Genomic DNA, 15,794 nt, shown 5'->3' with positions numbered 1-15,794 from the left:
ATAATGCCCTCCCGTCGAGTCGCCCTCGACACACAACGTCGGAGTGTAGCTCAGCTTGGTAGAGCGCTGCCTTCGGGAGGCAGAGGTCGTAGGTTCGAATCCTGTCACTCCGACCACGAATTTTGAAAAGCGCCGCAAGACTCTGTCTTGCGGCGCTTTTTCTTTGCTCGACAGGCAGAATGTTCGGCGGCGTCCGCCGGTCGGAGCGCTCTGGCTCCATCGGCGAGCGCGTTTTGACAAGCCTTAGCCTGTTGTTTCTAATCACGGTCCACCCTCAAGCGCCACGCCGCGCCATCCACCACCCCGGCTCGCGGCAGCAGACGATCCGCTCGCCTAAAGAGGGATAGCGCACGTCGTTACCGCCACTAGAGTGGTAGATGAGGAAGAAGAGAGATGACAACTGAGAGGCGGGCCGAACGGCCACCGATTGCGCGACGACACCGCCTGCGCCCAGCAAGCACGCCCTTCACGCCATATCCTCGGGCTGGTTACAGGAGATCTCCCCATGTCGAACCGCCTGCGCCTGGCACTGTCGTTCACGCTGGCGTTCAGCGCATTCCCCATTCTGGCGCAGACGCCGGATGAGGCGCCCACGCCATGGGCCACCAGCGACGTCGAGTCGGCCCAGGCCCAGTGTCGCGCCAACCTGACGGCCACCGGCATCGAGGGCCCCAAGGTCGAACGCTACTGCCAATGTGCGACCGACGCACTGCAGCAGCGTTTTACCGCGACCGAGGTTCGCCGCATGCGCCGTGAACATAACCCCAGCGATAGCGAGGACACTCGCCCCCCCAAGCTCGCCAAGGCACTCGAGCAATGCTCGCCTGTCCTGGAATCGCAGTAATTCGTCGCGCTCCTGCATCCGGCATGGCCGGAACGACGTATGCACCAACGCGGCCGACTTGACACCGAGGGCCTTACAGCCGATGGGCAATCCGCCCGTCGGCCGCGAGGGAGAACGAAAACCGTGCGCAAACCGGCAAACTTGCGGATCATCATCTAGCTTTCCTGTGTAAGGTTTCGTGTCTCGGCCGACGACGGCACCGGTCCGGACAAGCGGGCCCGGACGACAGGTGCCCCGGAACCCCCACGCCAATGCAGGAGCCCAGGGAAGGTGACCATGACACGCCACGCCAGCGCTCGCTCGACGCGCGAGCCCGACCTTGCCGCCCTGCGCCAGGCGCTGCAGGAGCGACTCGTACACCACCTGCCCGCGGCGGACTGCCGCGATCCGGTCAGTACCGCCATGCGTGAGGGTGTACTGGCGCCCGGCAAACGCATCCGGCCGCTACTGCTGCTGCTGTTGGCCCACGACTTCGGCACCCCGCCGTCGCCCACCGGCCTGCTGGACATGGCCTGCGCCGTGGAAATGGTCCACGCCGCGTCGCTGATGCTCGACGATCTGCCCTGCATGGACGACGCCGCGCTGCGTCGCGGCCAGCCGACCACCCACCGCCGCTTCGGCGAGAGCGTGGCGATTCTCGCCGCCGTGGCGCTGCTCAGCAGCGCCTATGCGACACTGGCCGCAGCACCCGGGCTGCGCGACGACCAGCGCACCGCCGCCGTCGGCTTGCTCGCGCGCGCCGTCGGCCAGCAGGGGCTGGTCCACGGCCAGTTTCTCGATCTCACCGAGGGTCAGGCTCCGCGCGGGGCCGAGGCGATCACCTGCACCAATGACCTGAAGACCGGCACCCTGTTCGAAGCGACGCTGCTGCTTGCCGCCATCGCCACCGATGCCGACGACGCGGTGCGCCGGCCATTGCGCCAGGCAGCCCAGGCGCTCGGCCAAGGCTTCCAGCTGCTCGACGACCTCGCCGATGGCGCCCCCGATACCGGCAAGGACCCCGATCAGGATCGCGGAAAGTCGACGCTGGTCGCCCTGCTCGGCGAAGAGGAAGTCCGCCACCGTCTGCGGGGCCTCCTGCAAACGGTCGACACCGGGCTGGCTCGCGCCTGCGGTGCCGACGGTGCCACATACGCTTTTCTCCATACATGGTTCACGCGCCAGCTCGACGGACTGGCCTGCTCGGGCGATACCGCGCCCGCTGCCGTGTCGTTTACCGCCCCCTGATACCCGCCACTGGCCCGGACCCGACATGAGCGACGCCGACCTGCTCCAGCGCAAGAACGACCATCTCGACATCGTGCTCGACCCCGGCCGCGCAGCCTCTTGCGCCCGTACCGGCTTCGCCCGCTGGCACTTCCGCCACTGCGCACTGCCGGAGCTGGACCTCGATGCCATCGATCTCTCCACCCGCCTGTTCGGACGTTCGCTCGCCGCACCACTGTTGATCAGCTCCATGACCGGTGGCGCCGAGCGGGCACGCGGTATCAATCGACACCTGGCCGAGGCGGCACAGGTGCTCGGCGTCGCCATGGGCGTCGGTTCCCAGCGGGTGGCGATCGAAGGGGCCGCGGACCTGGGGCTCGACCGCTCACTGCGCGACCTCGCCCCCGACGTGCCGCTGCTCGCCAATCTCGGCGCGGCCCAGCTGGGACATGCGCGAGGGCTCGACTACGCCCGCCGCGCAGTGGAGATGATCGATGCCGATGCGCTGATCGTGCATCTCAATCCGCTACAGGAGGCGCTACAGCGCGGCGGCGACCGCGACTGGCACGGCGTGCTCGCGGCGATCGCCCGCACCGTCGAGGCGCTAGAGGTACCGGTGGTGGTCAAGGAGGTCGGCGCCGGCCTCTCCGCCGAGGTCGGCCGGCAGCTCGCCGAGGTCGGCGTCGCCATGCTCGATGTCGCCGGTGCGGGGGGCACCAGTTGGGCCGCGGTGGAAGGCGAGCGCGCAACGACCGCGCAGCAGCGAGCGGTCGCCATGGCCTTCGCCGACTGGGGAATTCCCACCGCCGAGGCGGTGCGTGCCCTGCGCGCCGATCTACCGCATGTCCCGCTGATCGCCTCCGGTGGTATCCGCGACGGCATCGACGTGGCCAAGGCACTCGCACTCGGCGCCGACCTGGTCGGCCAGGCCGCGGCGACACTGGCCAGCGCCGGCGACTCGAGTGACGCCGTCATCGATCACTTCCGGGTTGTCATCGAGCAGCTTCGTATCGCCTGCTTCTGCACCGGCAGCGCCGATCTCGCGGCACTACGCCATGCCGCACTGATTCACGAGAGGGAGCGAGATTGAGCCACTACGCCGTGATCGCACCGGCACTCTATAGCCACTTCGCCGCCCTGCAAGCGCTGGCCGAGGCGTTGATCGCCCGCGGCCATCGCGTCACTTTTCTGCATCAGGCCGGTGCCGACAGTCTGCTGCATGACCCGCATATCGACTTCGTCGCAGTCGACGGTCAGGGCAGCTTCGTCGCTCCCAGCGCACCGGTGCGCAGTCCACGCCGGGCATCGGGGCTATCGATCCGCCGGCTGATCGCCGACATGGCAGCGACCACCGATCAACTCTGCCGCACGCTGCCACCGCTGCTCGAGCGGCTCGATATCGACGCCGTGATCGCCGATCAGATGGAAGCCGCCGGCGGCCTGGTCGCGGAAGCACTGCAGTTGCCCTATGTGTCGGTGGCCTGCGCGCTGCCGATCAATCGCGAGCCGGGGCTGCCGCTGCCGGTCATGCCGTTTCGCTATGCGCAGGACGAGAAGGCCCAGCGCCTGTACCGCACCAGCGAGTCGATTCACGACTACCTGATGCGCCCCCTGGGCCGAGTCATCGCCGGACACGCCGAGCGCTTTGGGCTACCGCCGCGTCGCAGCCTCCACGAGTGCCTGTCGCCACGGCTGCAGATCAGCCAGGCGGGCGCCGAGCTCGATTTCCCTCGTCACGCCCGCCCCGCGCGCTATCATGCCGTTGGCGCCCTGCGTCGCCCGCAAGCGGACAACGGTACGCCAGAAGCGGGTCTCCCGGCCGCCTGGCTTGACGCCGACGGCCGGCCGCGCGTGTTCGCCTCGCTCGGCACCCTGCAGGGGCATCGCTACCGCCTGTTCGATACTCTCGCCGGGGCCTGTCGGCAACTCGGCGCCCGCCTGTTGATCGCCCACTGTGGTGGTCTGAATGCCAAGCGTGCCGCACGCCTGGCCTCCCGCGAGGGCTGCTGCGTCACCGACTTCGTCGATCAGCGCACCGCCCTGGCACATGCGGAGGCCGTCATCACCCACGGCGGCCTGAATACGGTGCTCGATGCCATCGCCGCCGGTACGCCGCCACTGGTACTGCCAATCGCCTTTGACCAGCCCGGCGTGGCCGCCCGCGTGGTCTATCACGGCTACGGCGAACGCGCCTCGCGCCGGGCGGGTCGACAGCGTCTGGCGGCGACGCTCGAGCGCCTGCTGACGATGCCCACCTACCGGCAACGCCTGGCCGCCGCGAAGCCTTCGTTCGGTGGCAGCCAGCGTGCGGCCGAGCTGATCGAGACGCGACTGTCATCATCGACACCGGAGGTCGCGAGATGCGCAAGCGCTGGGATCTGATACTGGTCGGCGCCGGACTCGCCAACGGCCTGATCGCCTGGCAGCTGCGCCAGCAGCGTCCCGAGCTGGCCGTGTTGCTGCTCGAGGCCGGCCCCCATGCCGGCGGCAACCACACCTGGTCGTTTCACCAAAGCGATCTCACGCCGGCGCAGCATGCGTCGATCGCGCCGCTGATGGCCCACCGCTGGACGGGCTACGACGTCCGCTTTCCCCGCGTCACGCGCACGCTCGAGGGCGGCTATCTCAGCATCAGCGCGGCACGCTTCGCCGCCGAGCTGGAAAATCGGCTTGGCGAGGCGCTGCGCACGCGCGCTGTTGTCGCCGAGGTCGCCCCCGACCACGTCATCCTCGACAGCGGCGAGCGGCTCGAGGCGGCGGCGGTGATCGACGGTCGCGGCTATCGGCCTTCGCCGCACCTGCGCGTCGGCTGGCAGGCCTTCGTTGGCCAGCAGTGGCAGCTCGCCGCCCCGCACGGGCTGACGCGGCCGATCCTGATGGATGCCACCGTCGAGCAGCAGGGCGGCTATCGCTTTGTCTACACCCTGCCGCTGTCGCCGACGTGCCTGCTGATCGAAGACACACACTACGTCGACAACGCGACGCTGGATGTCGTGCGTGCGCGGCGCAATATCGCCGCCTACGCCACTGCCCAGGGCTGGCAGCTGGCGACGCAGGAGCGCGAAGAGCGTGGCCACCTGCCGATCACCTTGGCGGGCGATCCGGCCGCCTTCCGGACCGCGCTCGCCGCCCAGCCGACAAGCGGCCTGCGCGCCGGCCTGTTTCACGCCACGACCGGTTACTCGCTGCCGGTGGCCATGGCGCTGGCCGAGCGCATCGCCGCCGCGATGCCGCTCGAGGCGCCGGCGCTGACAGCGCTGATCGAGCGCTTCGCCGCCGGTCACTGGCGCGAGCAGCGTTTTTTCCGCATGCTCAATCGCATGCTGTTTCTGGCCGGCGACGCCGAGTCGCGCTGGCGCGTCATGCAGCGCTTCTACACGCTCGATGCAGACCTGATCGCGCGCTTCTACGCCGGCCATCCGCGCCTCGCCGACAAGGCCCGGATTCTGGTCGGCAAGCCGCCGGTTCCCCTCCACGAGGCGCTTGGCGCCCTGTGGCAATACAAGCCAAGGAAGGCTGCAACATGAACGAGACGATCGTTATCGGTGCCGGTTTCGGCGGTCTGGCCCTGGCCATCCGCCTGCAGGCCGCCGGCATACCGACGCGGCTGCTGGAGAGCCGCGACAAGCCCGGCGGACGCGCCTATGTCTACGAAGACGCCGGCTTCACCTTCGATGCCGGCCCCACGGTGATCACCGACCCCAGCGCGCTGGAAGCGCTGTTCACGCTGGCCGGACGACGGCTGGAAGACTACGTGGAGCTGCTGCCGGTCACGCCGTTCTATCGTCTCTGCTGGGAGAACGGCGAGCGCTTCGACTACGACAACGATCAGACGCACCTGGAGCAGCAGATCGCGCGCCTCAACCCCGCGGACGTCGCGGGCTACCGTCGCTTTCTCGACTACTCCCGCGAGGTCTTCCAGGCAGGCTATCTCGAGCTCGGTGCCAAGCCGTTCCTGGCCTTCCGTGACATGCTCCGCGCCGCGCCGCAGCTGGCGAGGCTCAAGGCCTGGCGCAGCGTCTACGCGCAGGTTTCCCGCTTTGTCGAGGACGAGCATCTGCGTCAGGCGTTCTCCTTCCACTCGCTGCTGGTGGGCGGCAACCCGTTCGCGACCTCGTCGATCTATACCCTGATCCACGCCCTCGAGCGCGAATGGGGCGTCTGGTTTCCGCGTGGCGGCACCGGCGCCCTGATTCAGGCCATGGTGAAGCTCTACACCGATATCGGCGGCGAGCTCGAACTGAGCGCCCCGGTGGAACGCCTCGAAACGAGCGGCGATCGCATTCGCGGCGTGACCCTGGCCAACGGCGACTATCGACCGGCACGCGCGGTCGCCTCCAACGCCGATGTCGTGCACACCTACGCGCGGCTACTCGGCCATCATCCGCGCGGCCGTCGGGTCGCGGCGGGGCTCCAGCGCAAGCGCATGAGCAACTCGCTCTTCGTGCTCTACTTTGGCCTCGACCATAACCACACCCAGTTGGCGCATCACACGGTCTGCTTCGGCCCCCGCTACCGCGAGCTGATCGACGAGATTTTCCACGCGCCAGCGCTCGCCGAGGACTTCTCGCTCTATCTCCACGCCCCCTGCGTCACCGACCCGACGCTGGCGCCGGCGGGCAGCGGGGCCTACTACGTGCTGGCGCCGGTGCCGCACCTGGGCACGGCGGCTCTCGACTGGGACGTCGAAGGGCCGCGTCTGCGCGAGCGGATCTTCGACTACCTGGAGCAGCACTACCTGCCGGGGTTGCGCAGTCAGCTGGTGACACACCGGCACTTCACGCCGTTCGACTTCCGCGATCAGCTCAATGCCTATCAGGGCTCGGCATTCTCGCTCGAGCCGATTCTGACCCAAAGCGCCTGGTTTCGACCGCATAACCGCGACAGTCGGATCGACAATCTCTACCTGGTAGGCGCCGGCACGCACCCGGGCGCCGGCATCCCGGGCGTGATCGGCTCCGCGCAGGCAACGGCGGGGCTGATGATCGAGGATATCGGCCAACGGGAGAGGCCGGCATGAGCGAACCGTTACTCGATCATGCGACGCAGACCATGGCCGCAGGCTCGAAGAGTTTCGCGACCGCCGCCAGGCTCTTCGATCCCGCCACCCGGCGCAGCGCGCTGATGCTCTACGCCTGGTGTCGTCACTGCGACGACGTCATCGACGGCCAGCAGCTTGGATTCGCGGCCGGCTGTTCCGGTGCGGACGCCGCCGACGGCCCGGCTCAGCGACTGGCGCGACTCGAGGCCGAGACCCGCCGCGCCTGCGCCGGAGAGCCGATGTCCGATCCCGCCTTCGCCGCCTTTCAGGAGGTGGCGCTGCGTCACGAGATTCCCGAATCGCAGGCGCTCGACCACCTGACCGGCTACGCCATGGACGTGCGCGGCGACCGTTATCCGCATCTCGCCGACACGCTGCGCTACTGCTACCACGTCGCCGGCGTGGTGGGGCTGATGATGGCGCGCGTGATGGGTGTGCGGGATGACGCCGTGCTCGATCGCGCCTGCGACCTGGGGCTGGCCTTTCAGCTCACCAATATCGCTCGCGACATCGTCGACGATGCGCAGATGGATCGCTGCTACCTGCCGCTGGCGTGGCTTGAGGAATTCGCGGTACCACGCGCCGAGCTCGCGGCACCTCAACACCGACCGGCGCTAGGCGAGATGGCACGGCGCCTGGTGGCCGTCGCCGAGCCCTATTACGCCTCCGCCCGCGAGGGCCTACCCGCTCTGCCGCTGCGATCCGCGTGGGCCATTGCCACCGCACGTGGCGTCTATCGGCGGATCGGCCTCAAGGTGGCGGTGGCCGGCGAGAACGCCTGGTCAACGCGCCAAGGCACCGGCAAGGCGGAAAAGCTCGGCCTGCTGCTCGCAGGCGGCGGCGTGGCACTCAGCGCTCGCCGACACCGGCCGTGTCCTCGTCCCGAGGCGTTGTGGCAGCGTCCCCGCTAGCGCCGGCGGCCTGTCGCCGACGCAGCTGGGCCTTCAGCCGCTCGGTCGGCGGCGCATAGAGGAAACCGAAGGAGAGGCCGTGCTCGCGCTCCTTGACCGCGTGATGCAGGCGATGCGCGACGTAGAGACGACGCAGATAGCCGCGCCGCGGCACGTAACGAAACGGCCAGCGTTTGTGCACCAGACCATCGTGGACGATGAAATAGAGCAGCCCGTAGGCGGTCATGCCCGCACCGATCCACTGCAACGGCCAGGCACCACGGGTGCCAAAGGCGATCAGCAGGATGGCGATCGTGGCGAAGACCACGGCGTAGAGGTCGTTGCGCTCGAAGCGTTGCCGCCGGGGCTGGTGATGGGAACGATGCCAACCCCAGCCAAAACCATGCATGACATGGCGGTGCGTCAGCGCGGCGAAGATCTCCATGCCGGCAATGGTGAACAGGACGATCAAGGTATTCCACAGCAAGGAGGCTCTCCCCGGTTCACGACATCTCCTCTGAGCGTAATCGCTTGGCGCCGGCACGCCAGTCGCACAGCGGTTCTCTCACTCGTCTTCACCATCGGCCCGCCGGCGGCGGCGATTGCGCCGGTAGCGACGCACCAGCGCCAGCCAGCCGGCGGTCGCCAGCATCAGCGCCAGCGTCACCGCCTGCCAGGGCCTCGCGGCGTCGCCCAGCCAGGTCTCCAGCGCGATGATCAGGACAAACCCGCTGGCCTGACTGGCGATCGCGATACGCCGCAAGTCATCCCTGCTGTCTGCTGCCATGCTCCCTGCCTCGTCTCGATTGTCGTTGCCCGCCCAGTGTAACGTTGCCGAGGCGGCACGCCGAGTGATGATCCGGGCGATCACGGAGCGCTTAAGGCCGCCTTCGCTTTACGCTAGAATGCGTCGCCCATTCGACCCCCGCAGCGACAACACCACCGAGGCACCATGAGCGATTTCACTCCCGGCCAGCGCTGGATCAGCGACGGCGAGACAGAGCTGGGGCTCGGCACCATTCTCAGCGTCGACGCGCGTAGCGTAACGGTGCTGTTCACGGCCAGTCAGGAAACCCGTACCTACAGCGCCCGCCAGGCGCCGCTGACCCGCGTGGTATTCGCCCCGGGGGATCGCATCGATGCCGCCGACGGCCGACACATCGACGTCACCGAGGTCGAGGAGCACGACGGCTGCGTGGTCTACCACGGCGAGGATGACAGCGGCACAAGCGTCACGCTGGCGGAGGCAAAGCTCTCCGACAGCATGCGCTTTCACCAGGCGCAGGATCGCCTGCTGACCGGCCAGGTCGATCGCAACGACTGGTTCGAACTGCGCTATCGCTCGCTGCACCATCATCAGCGTATCGCGCGCAGTCCGGCGCTGGGCCTTGCCGGCCCGCGCATCGACCTGATCCCGCATCAGCTATACATTGCCGACGAAGTGTCGCGCCGCCACGCCCCGCGCGTGATGCTGGCCGACGAGGTCGGACTCGGCAAGACCATCGAAGCCGGCCTGATCCTGCATCGACTGCTGCTGACCGGGCGCGCCTCGCGGGCGCTAATCCTGGTCCCCGACAGTCTCACCCACCAGTGGCTGATCGAACTGCTGCGCCGCTTCTCGCTGTCGGTCACGCTGCTCGACGAAGCCCAGAGCAGCGCCTGGGGCGACGACAATCCGTTCGATAGCGGTCAGTGCATTCTCGCCAGCCAGGACTGGCTGTTCGCCAACCCGCAGCGCCAACGTCAGGCCGAAGCGGGCGAATGGGACCTGATGATCGTCGACGAGGCGCATCATCTCGAGTGGTCGGCAGACGCCGCGGGGACAGGCTATGCCTGCGTCGAGCGGCTGGCACGGCAGATCGACGGCCTGCTGCTGCTGACCGCGACGCCAGAGCAGATGGGGCTGGAGAGCCACTTCGCGCGCCTGCGCCTGCTCGACCCCGACCGCTATCACGATCTCGAGCGATTCCGCGCCGAGGAGACCGGCTACGCCGCGGTTGCCGACGCCATCGATGCGCTCGAGCAGTTGCCGGCCGCCACCGAAGCCGCGACCACGGTCGCCGCGGTGATCGACGACGCCGACAGTCGCGCCCTGCTGGCGACCCTGGTCGAGGCCGAAAGCGACGAAGCCCAGCGCGAGGCGGCCCGGCGCCAGCTGCGCGAACAGCTGCTGGATCGCCACGGCACCGGTCGCGTGATGTTCCGCAACAGTCGTCGCCATGTCGGCGGCTTTCCCGAACGGCATCTTCACACCACGACGCTGGCGATGCCGGATGCCTACCGCGAGCCGCTGGCGGAGCTGCGCGACGGCAACGATCATGTCGCCGCCCGCCTGACTGCCGCCGATCTCGATACCCGCGACGCCCGACTCTATCCGGAAGCCGCCTACCGCGCGCTGGACGATGTCGTGCTGCAGCGCGATACGCCCTGGTGGCAGCTCGACCCGCGTATCGACTGGCTGCTGGCGCTGCTGGCCGCGCAGGGCAGCGACACTAAGGTGCTGGTCATTGCCCATTTTCGCCAGACCGCCATCGATCTGGCAGAAGCGCTGCGCGTCCGCGGCGGTCTCACCGCACCGGTCTTCCATGAAGGCATGAGCCTGGTCGAGCGCGACCGCGCCGCGGCCGCCTTCGCCGATGACGAATCCGGCTGTCAGGCGCTGATCTGTTCGGAAATCGGCTCGGAGGGACGCAACTTCCAGTTCTGTCATCACCTGGTGATGTTCGACCTGCCCTGGCACCCCGACCGGCTGGAGCAGCGTATCGGGCGCCTGGACCGTATCGGCCAACGGCATCCGATCGATATCCACGTACCGCTGCTCGCCGAGGCGCCGGTCGAGACGCTGCTGCGCTGGTATCGCGACGGCCTCGATGCCTTCCAGGCACCGCATGCGGCCGGCGGCGACGTGCTCGATGCCTTCGGCGAAGCGCTCGCGGAGTGCCTCGACGATGCCAGCGGCCTGGAGGCGGTGATCGAAGAGACCCGCACCTTCAACGACGCCCGCCTGGCCGAGCGCGAGGCGGGCCGCAATCGCCTACTGGAGTGGAACGCCTGCCGCCCGGCACGCGCCGATGCGGTGATCCGCGAAGTCGTCGAGCTGGACAACGATGCCGCGCTGCCGCGCTACGTCGACCAGGCGCTGGATATCTTCGGTATCGACAGCCGCGATCTCGGCAACGGTCTGATGCATCTCGCCCCCGGCTCGCACATGCTCGACAGCCTGCCGGGGCTGGCCAAGGACGACGAAGGCTTTACCGCCACCTACTCGCGTCCGCGGGCGCTGGCGCGCGACGATGTCCAGCGGCTCTCCTGGGAACATCCGCTGGTCACCGGCGTGCTGGAACGCGTGCTCGACTCCAGCCTCGGCAACACCGCGCTGGCGCTGCTGAAGCATCCCGGCATTCCCGGCGGCCGACTGATGGCAGAGCTGATCTTCCGCACCCACTGTCCGGCGCCGAAACACCTGCAGCTGGGCCGTTTCCTGCCCGATACCGGCATTCGCGTCCTGCTCGACGAGAGCGGCAGCAACCTGTCGGACAAGGTCACGTTCAGCGGCCTGTCGCGCAACCTGCAACGGGTCAAGAAAGGCGTGTCGCGCGAGCTGCTCAAGACCCGCCATGACCAGCTGCGCAACCTGCTCAAGCGTGGCGAGCAGGAGGCCGAGCGCGAACTGCCGACGCTGGTGGAAAAGGCTCAGCGTCAGATGCGCGACACCCTGGATGGCGAGTTGAGCCGGCTGCAGGCCCTCGCCGCGCATAACGGCGCCATTCGCGAGACCGAACTCGAAGCCTTGCGCGAAGAACGGGGCGCGCTGGATGCCGCCATCGAGGGCACCACGCTGCGGCTGGACGCCGTGCGCGTGATCGTGACCGTGGACAACGATCAGCGCTGAGCGAAAATGGCTGCCAGCGCCTCGTCGAGCGTCGCGTAGCGGAAAGTGAATCCGGCGTCCTGCAGCCGTGCAGGGCGCATGCGGGCGCCGGTCAGCAGCAGCCTCGACATCTCGCCGAGACCGAACTTGAGCAGGGGTGCCGGTACGCACAGTCGGGTCGGTCGGTGCAGATGCCGGCCCAGCGCGCGGGTAAATTCGGCATTGGTCACCGGGTTCGGCGCCGATCCGTTGAAAGCCCCACCAAGGTCATCGCGCTCGAGCAGAAACAGTAGCATGCCGACCAGATCCTCACGGTGCACCCAGGGCATGTACTGGCGACCGTCGCCCAGCCGCCCCCCCAGACCCAGTCGAAAAGCCGGCAACATCTTCGCCAGCGTGCCGCCGCCGGCATCCAGCACCAGGCCGATGCGCAGCCGCGCGACACGCACGCCATACGCCTCGGCCTTTTGCGCCTCCGACTCCCAGCGCTGACACAGCTGATGGGCGAACTCCTCGTGAGGCGGCGTCTCCTCGGTCACATCGCGCTCACCCTGATCGCCGTAAAAGCCCATCGCGGACCCCGAGACCAGAACACCGGGGGCCGCGCCGACCGCGTCCAACTGCCGACACAGCTCGACCACGTCGCGGGTCGTGTCACAGCGCGATGCGATCAGACGAGCCTTCTGCGCTTCGCTCCAGCGGCGATCCGCGATCGGCTCTCCGGCGAGGTTGACGATGGCCTGCGGACGCGCCTCGGCCAACGCCGTCGCACTGGCAGCGATCTTGACGCCTTCGGGCAACCGCGAGCGGGCCCGCTCGGGATCCCGCGATACCACCATCGGCTCGTGGCCGGCGGCGAGCGCCCGCTCGACCAGACGACGACCGACAAAGCCTGTACCGCCCGTGATCAACAAGCGCATGACGGATCCCCCCTGTTATACGAAGCTGTTTTACGAAGACTGTATAACTTTCACCGTAGCAGCCACTCGCGGCGCTGTCCGGATAGGAATGGTGCTGACTGGATGCAGGAAGGGCCATCCCTTGTTGTCGTCGAGATGCTCGCCGATCGTGGCCATCTACCACGCCAAGACCGCATCAGGGCGGTGCCAGAGACACCCGCGCATGGCGTTCCTAGCCGAATCGCTGTCCGGTATGAGCCAAGAGATGTTACATGCAAATTGTACAAAACCCTTGATCTGTACAACGCAATACACCATCCTGAATGTATAGACATTACTTTCATGCTCGTTACGGCTCGTCGAAGTCTGCGACCTCGAGCGACACGACACCACCGATGCCGGATGACGCCAGCGCGTTGGCAGGGCAGAATTGACAACCGACTTTCCAGCCCGACCCCGTTGGCACGCACAGTGGACCTGTAGCTCGTGGTGAAGATTCGCAACACCGACAAGACCTCTATTCGACGAGACGGCGCACGCAGAGACCTCGCAGGAGGATTTGCATGACTTTCAAGGCCTTGGATTCCAGTGCCGCGCCGCTCTATCCAATTCGTGAAGTTTCGCGCCTCACTGGTGTCAACTCCGTCACATTACGTGCCTGGGAACGCCGCTACGGCCTGATCCGCCCGCAGCGAACACCCAAGGGGCACAGACTTTACGCACGCGACGATATCGAGCGCGTCGAGCGCATTCTGCAGTGGCTTAACCGCGGAGTCCCCGTCAGCCAGGTACGTGAACTGCTCGATCAGCCCGAAGCGGTCGAGACGCCGGCTCCCCAGATGGGCGACTGGGCCAGCCAGCGCCAGCACGTGATTCACGCAGTCGATGTACTGGATCTGGGACGCCTGGAAGTGCTGTTCAACCAGAGTCTGGCGCTCTATCCAGTCAGCCTGTGCATCTCCGAACTCTGGCAGCCCGTGATCCAGCAGCTGGAGGAGCGCTGGGGCGATCAGTTCGGGGCATCGCTGCAGCGACGCCTGCTGGAGACCTTCTTGCGCACGCGCATCGGCACCCGTATCTACCATGCGAATCAGCTCAGCAACGCCGATGAAGTGATGATCGCGCGCCTGCCCGACGACAGTAGCGGCTTCTGGGCCTTGCTGATGGGGCTGGCGGTATCCGCGTCGGGCTATCGCGTGCAACTGCTCGATGGCGAGTTACCGTTGAGCGAATTTCCGCTGGCGATCGAGCGGCTTGGTGTACGCGCCCTGCTCCTGGCCAGCGGACACGCCGAGCGCAGCGATGTTATCCGGCGCCAGCTACCAAGATTGGCCGATCAGACTGAAGTGCCGATCTGCCTGGCAGGGCCGGTCGCACGCATTCGCGCCAGCGACGTGGAGAACACCGCCGTCGCCATTCTCGGTGAAGACATGAGTCAGGCCTTGAGCCGATTGCGCTCGATGATCGACGCCGACCCGCAGGCATAACCGGCGGCTTGCAGCATCCACCCGACCCGACGACGCAAGGACGCGCGCGGGCCCGAGCCGCCCGATCACGCCGCCTCACTTTCGCCGACAGGGAAATGTCATGCCTTCGACCCAGCTGGTCTGGTTCCGCAACGATCTGCGACTCCGGGACAACACCGCGCTCAGCGCTGCCGCCGAGCGCGGCCCGGTCGTCGCCGTCTTTCTCGCCTGCCGCCGCCAATGGCGGGCTCATGGTCACGGCGAGGCCCGCCTCACCTTTGTGCATGCCGGCGTTCAAGCACTGCGCGAATCACTCGACGACCTCGGCATTCCCCTGCTCTATCGCGATGTCCAGGATTTCGACGCGGCCCCCGCCGCCCTGCTCGAGATCGCGCGTGAGCACGAGGTCGAGGCTCTGCACTTCAACCGCGAATACCCTCTCGATGAGCGGGCGCGCGACGAGGCCGTCAGTGACCGCTTTCAGCAGGCGGCGATCACCGTTCACGACTACACCGACCTGATTGCGTTCGAACCCGGGGATCTGCGCACGGGTCAGGGCGATTTCTACAAGGTTTTCACACCATTCTCGAAAGCCTGGCATCAGCGCATCTCGGCCGAACAGTTGGCCATCCGGGATACGCCGGCGAAGCAGCGGCCGCCGACGGACAGCGATCCCATCCCCGAACTGCCGAAAAAGGACCGCTCTCCGCTGATCGATGACAACCGCTGGCCGGCGGGCGAGGAGGCAGCCGCCGACCGACTCTCACAGTTCCTGCGCCAGCGGGCGCGGCGTTACCAGTCGCAGCGCGATCTGCCCGCCGTGGCCGGTACCAGCGGGCTCTCGGCCTATCTCGCCACCGGCATGATCTCTTTCCGTCAATGCCTGCAAGCGGTGATGAGCGACAATGGCGGGCACCTGGCTGACGGCGACGCCGGACTGGCCAGCTGGGTCAACGAACTGGTGTGGCGGGAGTTCTATCAGCACATCGCCGCGGGCTTTCCCCGCGTCTGTCGGCACCGCCCCTTCCAGCTTGCCACCGACAAGCTTGCCTGGCGTTACAGTGACAAGGATTTCCAGGCCTGGTGCGAGGGCAAGACCGGGTTTCCGCTGGTCGACGCCGCCATGCGCCAATTGGTGGAAACAGGCTGGATGCACAATCGCCTGCGCATGGTGACAGCGATGTTTCTGAGCAAGCATCTACTGCTGGACTGGCGGCGCGGCGAGGCATTCTTCATGCAGCACCTCGTCGACGGCGACTTCGCCTCGAACAATGGGGGCTGGCAGTGGGCAGCCTCGACCGGTACGGATGCGGCGCCTTACTTCCGCATCTTCAACCCGACGACCCAATCGCAGCGCTTCGATCCCGAGGGGGCGTTCATCGCCCGCTGGCTGCCGGCCTTCGAGCAACTGGAAGCGAAGGCCCGCCATCAGCCGAATGCGACACAACGGCGCCAGCTCGGCTACCCTGACCCGATCGTCGATCACAAGCAGGCACGCCAGCGTGCGCTGGATGCCTTCAAGAATCTCGAATGAGACCGTGCTATCGGCGGGACCCGCGATCGCGGTACAACAGCAC

13 protein-coding genes and 1 tRNA gene are annotated in these 15,794 nt (G+C 67.3%); 11 read left to right on the top strand and 3 right to left on the bottom strand.

The window, feature by feature from the left end; all coding sequences use genetic code 11:
- The first annotated feature begins 39 nt into the window (after positions 1-39).
- The 8 genes from MC381_RS17950 to crtB all read left to right on the top strand — a co-directional run bounded on the left by MC381_RS17950 (position 40) and on the right by crtB (position 8,002).
- Positions 40-116, top strand: a tRNA-Pro gene (locus MC381_RS17950).
- Between the two features lie 389 nt (positions 117-505).
- Positions 506-844, top strand: a complete 339-nt coding sequence (locus MC381_RS17945) for a hypothetical protein (RefSeq protein WP_251979129.1) — start codon at positions 506-508, stop codon at positions 842-844.
- A 276-nt stretch (positions 845-1,120) separates the two neighbouring features.
- A complete protein-coding gene (locus tag MC381_RS17940; protein ID WP_251979128.1) occupies positions 1,121-2,071 on the top strand; it encodes a polyprenyl synthetase family protein in 951 nt (316 codons plus the stop codon).
- 25 nt (positions 2,072-2,096) lie between these two features.
- The gene (gene fni / locus MC381_RS17935) at positions 2,097-3,140 is read left to right on the top strand and encodes a type 2 isopentenyl-diphosphate Delta-isomerase (protein ID WP_251979127.1); all 1,044 of its coding nucleotides are present in this window, start codon (positions 2,097-2,099) and stop codon (positions 3,138-3,140) included.
- Complete coding sequence (locus MC381_RS17930; RefSeq protein ID WP_251979126.1) at positions 3,137-4,432, top strand: glycosyltransferase; 1,296 nt, start codon at positions 3,137-3,139, stop codon at positions 4,430-4,432. Before fni ends, MC381_RS17930 begins: the two co-directional genes overlap by 4 nt.
- Complete coding sequence (gene crtY, locus MC381_RS17925; RefSeq protein WP_251979125.1) at positions 4,411-5,577, top strand: lycopene beta-cyclase CrtY; 1,167 nt, start codon at positions 4,411-4,413, stop codon at positions 5,575-5,577. Before MC381_RS17930 ends, crtY begins: the two co-directional genes overlap by 22 nt.
- On the top strand, positions 5,574-7,070 hold the full coding sequence (locus MC381_RS17920) for a phytoene desaturase (RefSeq protein ID WP_251979124.1): 1,497 nt from the start codon (positions 5,574-5,576) through the stop codon (positions 7,068-7,070). The genes crtY and MC381_RS17920 overlap by 4 nt, the downstream gene beginning before the upstream one ends.
- Positions 7,067-8,002 (top strand): 15-cis-phytoene synthase CrtB, encoded by a 936-nt coding sequence (gene crtB, locus MC381_RS17915; protein ID WP_251979123.1) that lies wholly within the window; start codon positions 7,067-7,069, stop codon positions 8,000-8,002. Before MC381_RS17920 ends, crtB begins: the two co-directional genes overlap by 4 nt.
- Here crtB and MC381_RS17910 read toward each other — a convergent pair.
- Positions 7,941-8,468 carry a sterol desaturase family protein gene (locus tag MC381_RS17910; RefSeq protein WP_251979122.1) on the bottom strand — a complete coding sequence of 176 codons (528 nt, stop codon included), beginning with the start codon at positions 8,466-8,468 and terminating at the stop codon, positions 7,941-7,943. The genes crtB and MC381_RS17910 overlap by 62 nt on opposite strands.
- A gap of 78 nt (positions 8,469-8,546) precedes the next feature.
- On the bottom strand, positions 8,547-8,768 hold the full coding sequence (locus tag MC381_RS17905; RefSeq protein WP_251979121.1) for a hypothetical protein: 222 nt from the start codon (positions 8,766-8,768) through the stop codon (positions 8,547-8,549).
- Positions 8,769-8,933: 165 nt separating this feature from the next.
- Here MC381_RS17905 and rapA point away from each other — a divergent pair, with 165 nt between their 5' ends.
- Positions 8,934-11,873: an RNA polymerase-associated protein RapA gene (rapA, locus tag MC381_RS17900; RefSeq protein ID WP_251979120.1), complete on the top strand. Its 2,940-nt coding sequence runs from the start codon at positions 8,934-8,936 to the stop codon at positions 11,871-11,873.
- On the opposite strand, the gene MC381_RS17895 is transcribed toward rapA, so the two are convergent.
- Positions 11,864-12,772 (bottom strand): TIGR01777 family oxidoreductase, encoded by a 909-nt coding sequence (locus MC381_RS17895; protein ID WP_251979119.1) that lies wholly within the window; start codon positions 12,770-12,772, stop codon positions 11,864-11,866. The genes rapA and MC381_RS17895 overlap by 10 nt on opposite strands.
- 542 nt (positions 12,773-13,314) lie before the next feature.
- Between MC381_RS17895 and MC381_RS17890 the strand changes: the two genes are divergently transcribed.
- Positions 13,315-14,238 (top strand): MerR family transcriptional regulator, encoded by a 924-nt coding sequence (locus tag MC381_RS17890; RefSeq protein WP_251979118.1) that lies wholly within the window; start codon positions 13,315-13,317, stop codon positions 14,236-14,238.
- Between the two features lie 100 nt (positions 14,239-14,338).
- Complete coding sequence (gene phrB, locus MC381_RS17885; protein WP_251979117.1) at positions 14,339-15,751, top strand: deoxyribodipyrimidine photo-lyase; 1,413 nt, start codon at positions 14,339-14,341, stop codon at positions 15,749-15,751.
- The last annotated feature ends 43 nt before the right edge of the window (positions 15,752-15,794 follow it).

It is taken from the genome of Salinicola avicenniae, from assembly GCF_023736115.1.
In the GTDB taxonomy this organism is placed as follows: Bacteria; Pseudomonadota; Gammaproteobacteria; order Pseudomonadales; family Halomonadaceae; genus Salinicola; species Salinicola avicenniae.
This window is presented reverse-complemented; position numbering and strand designations above follow the sequence as displayed.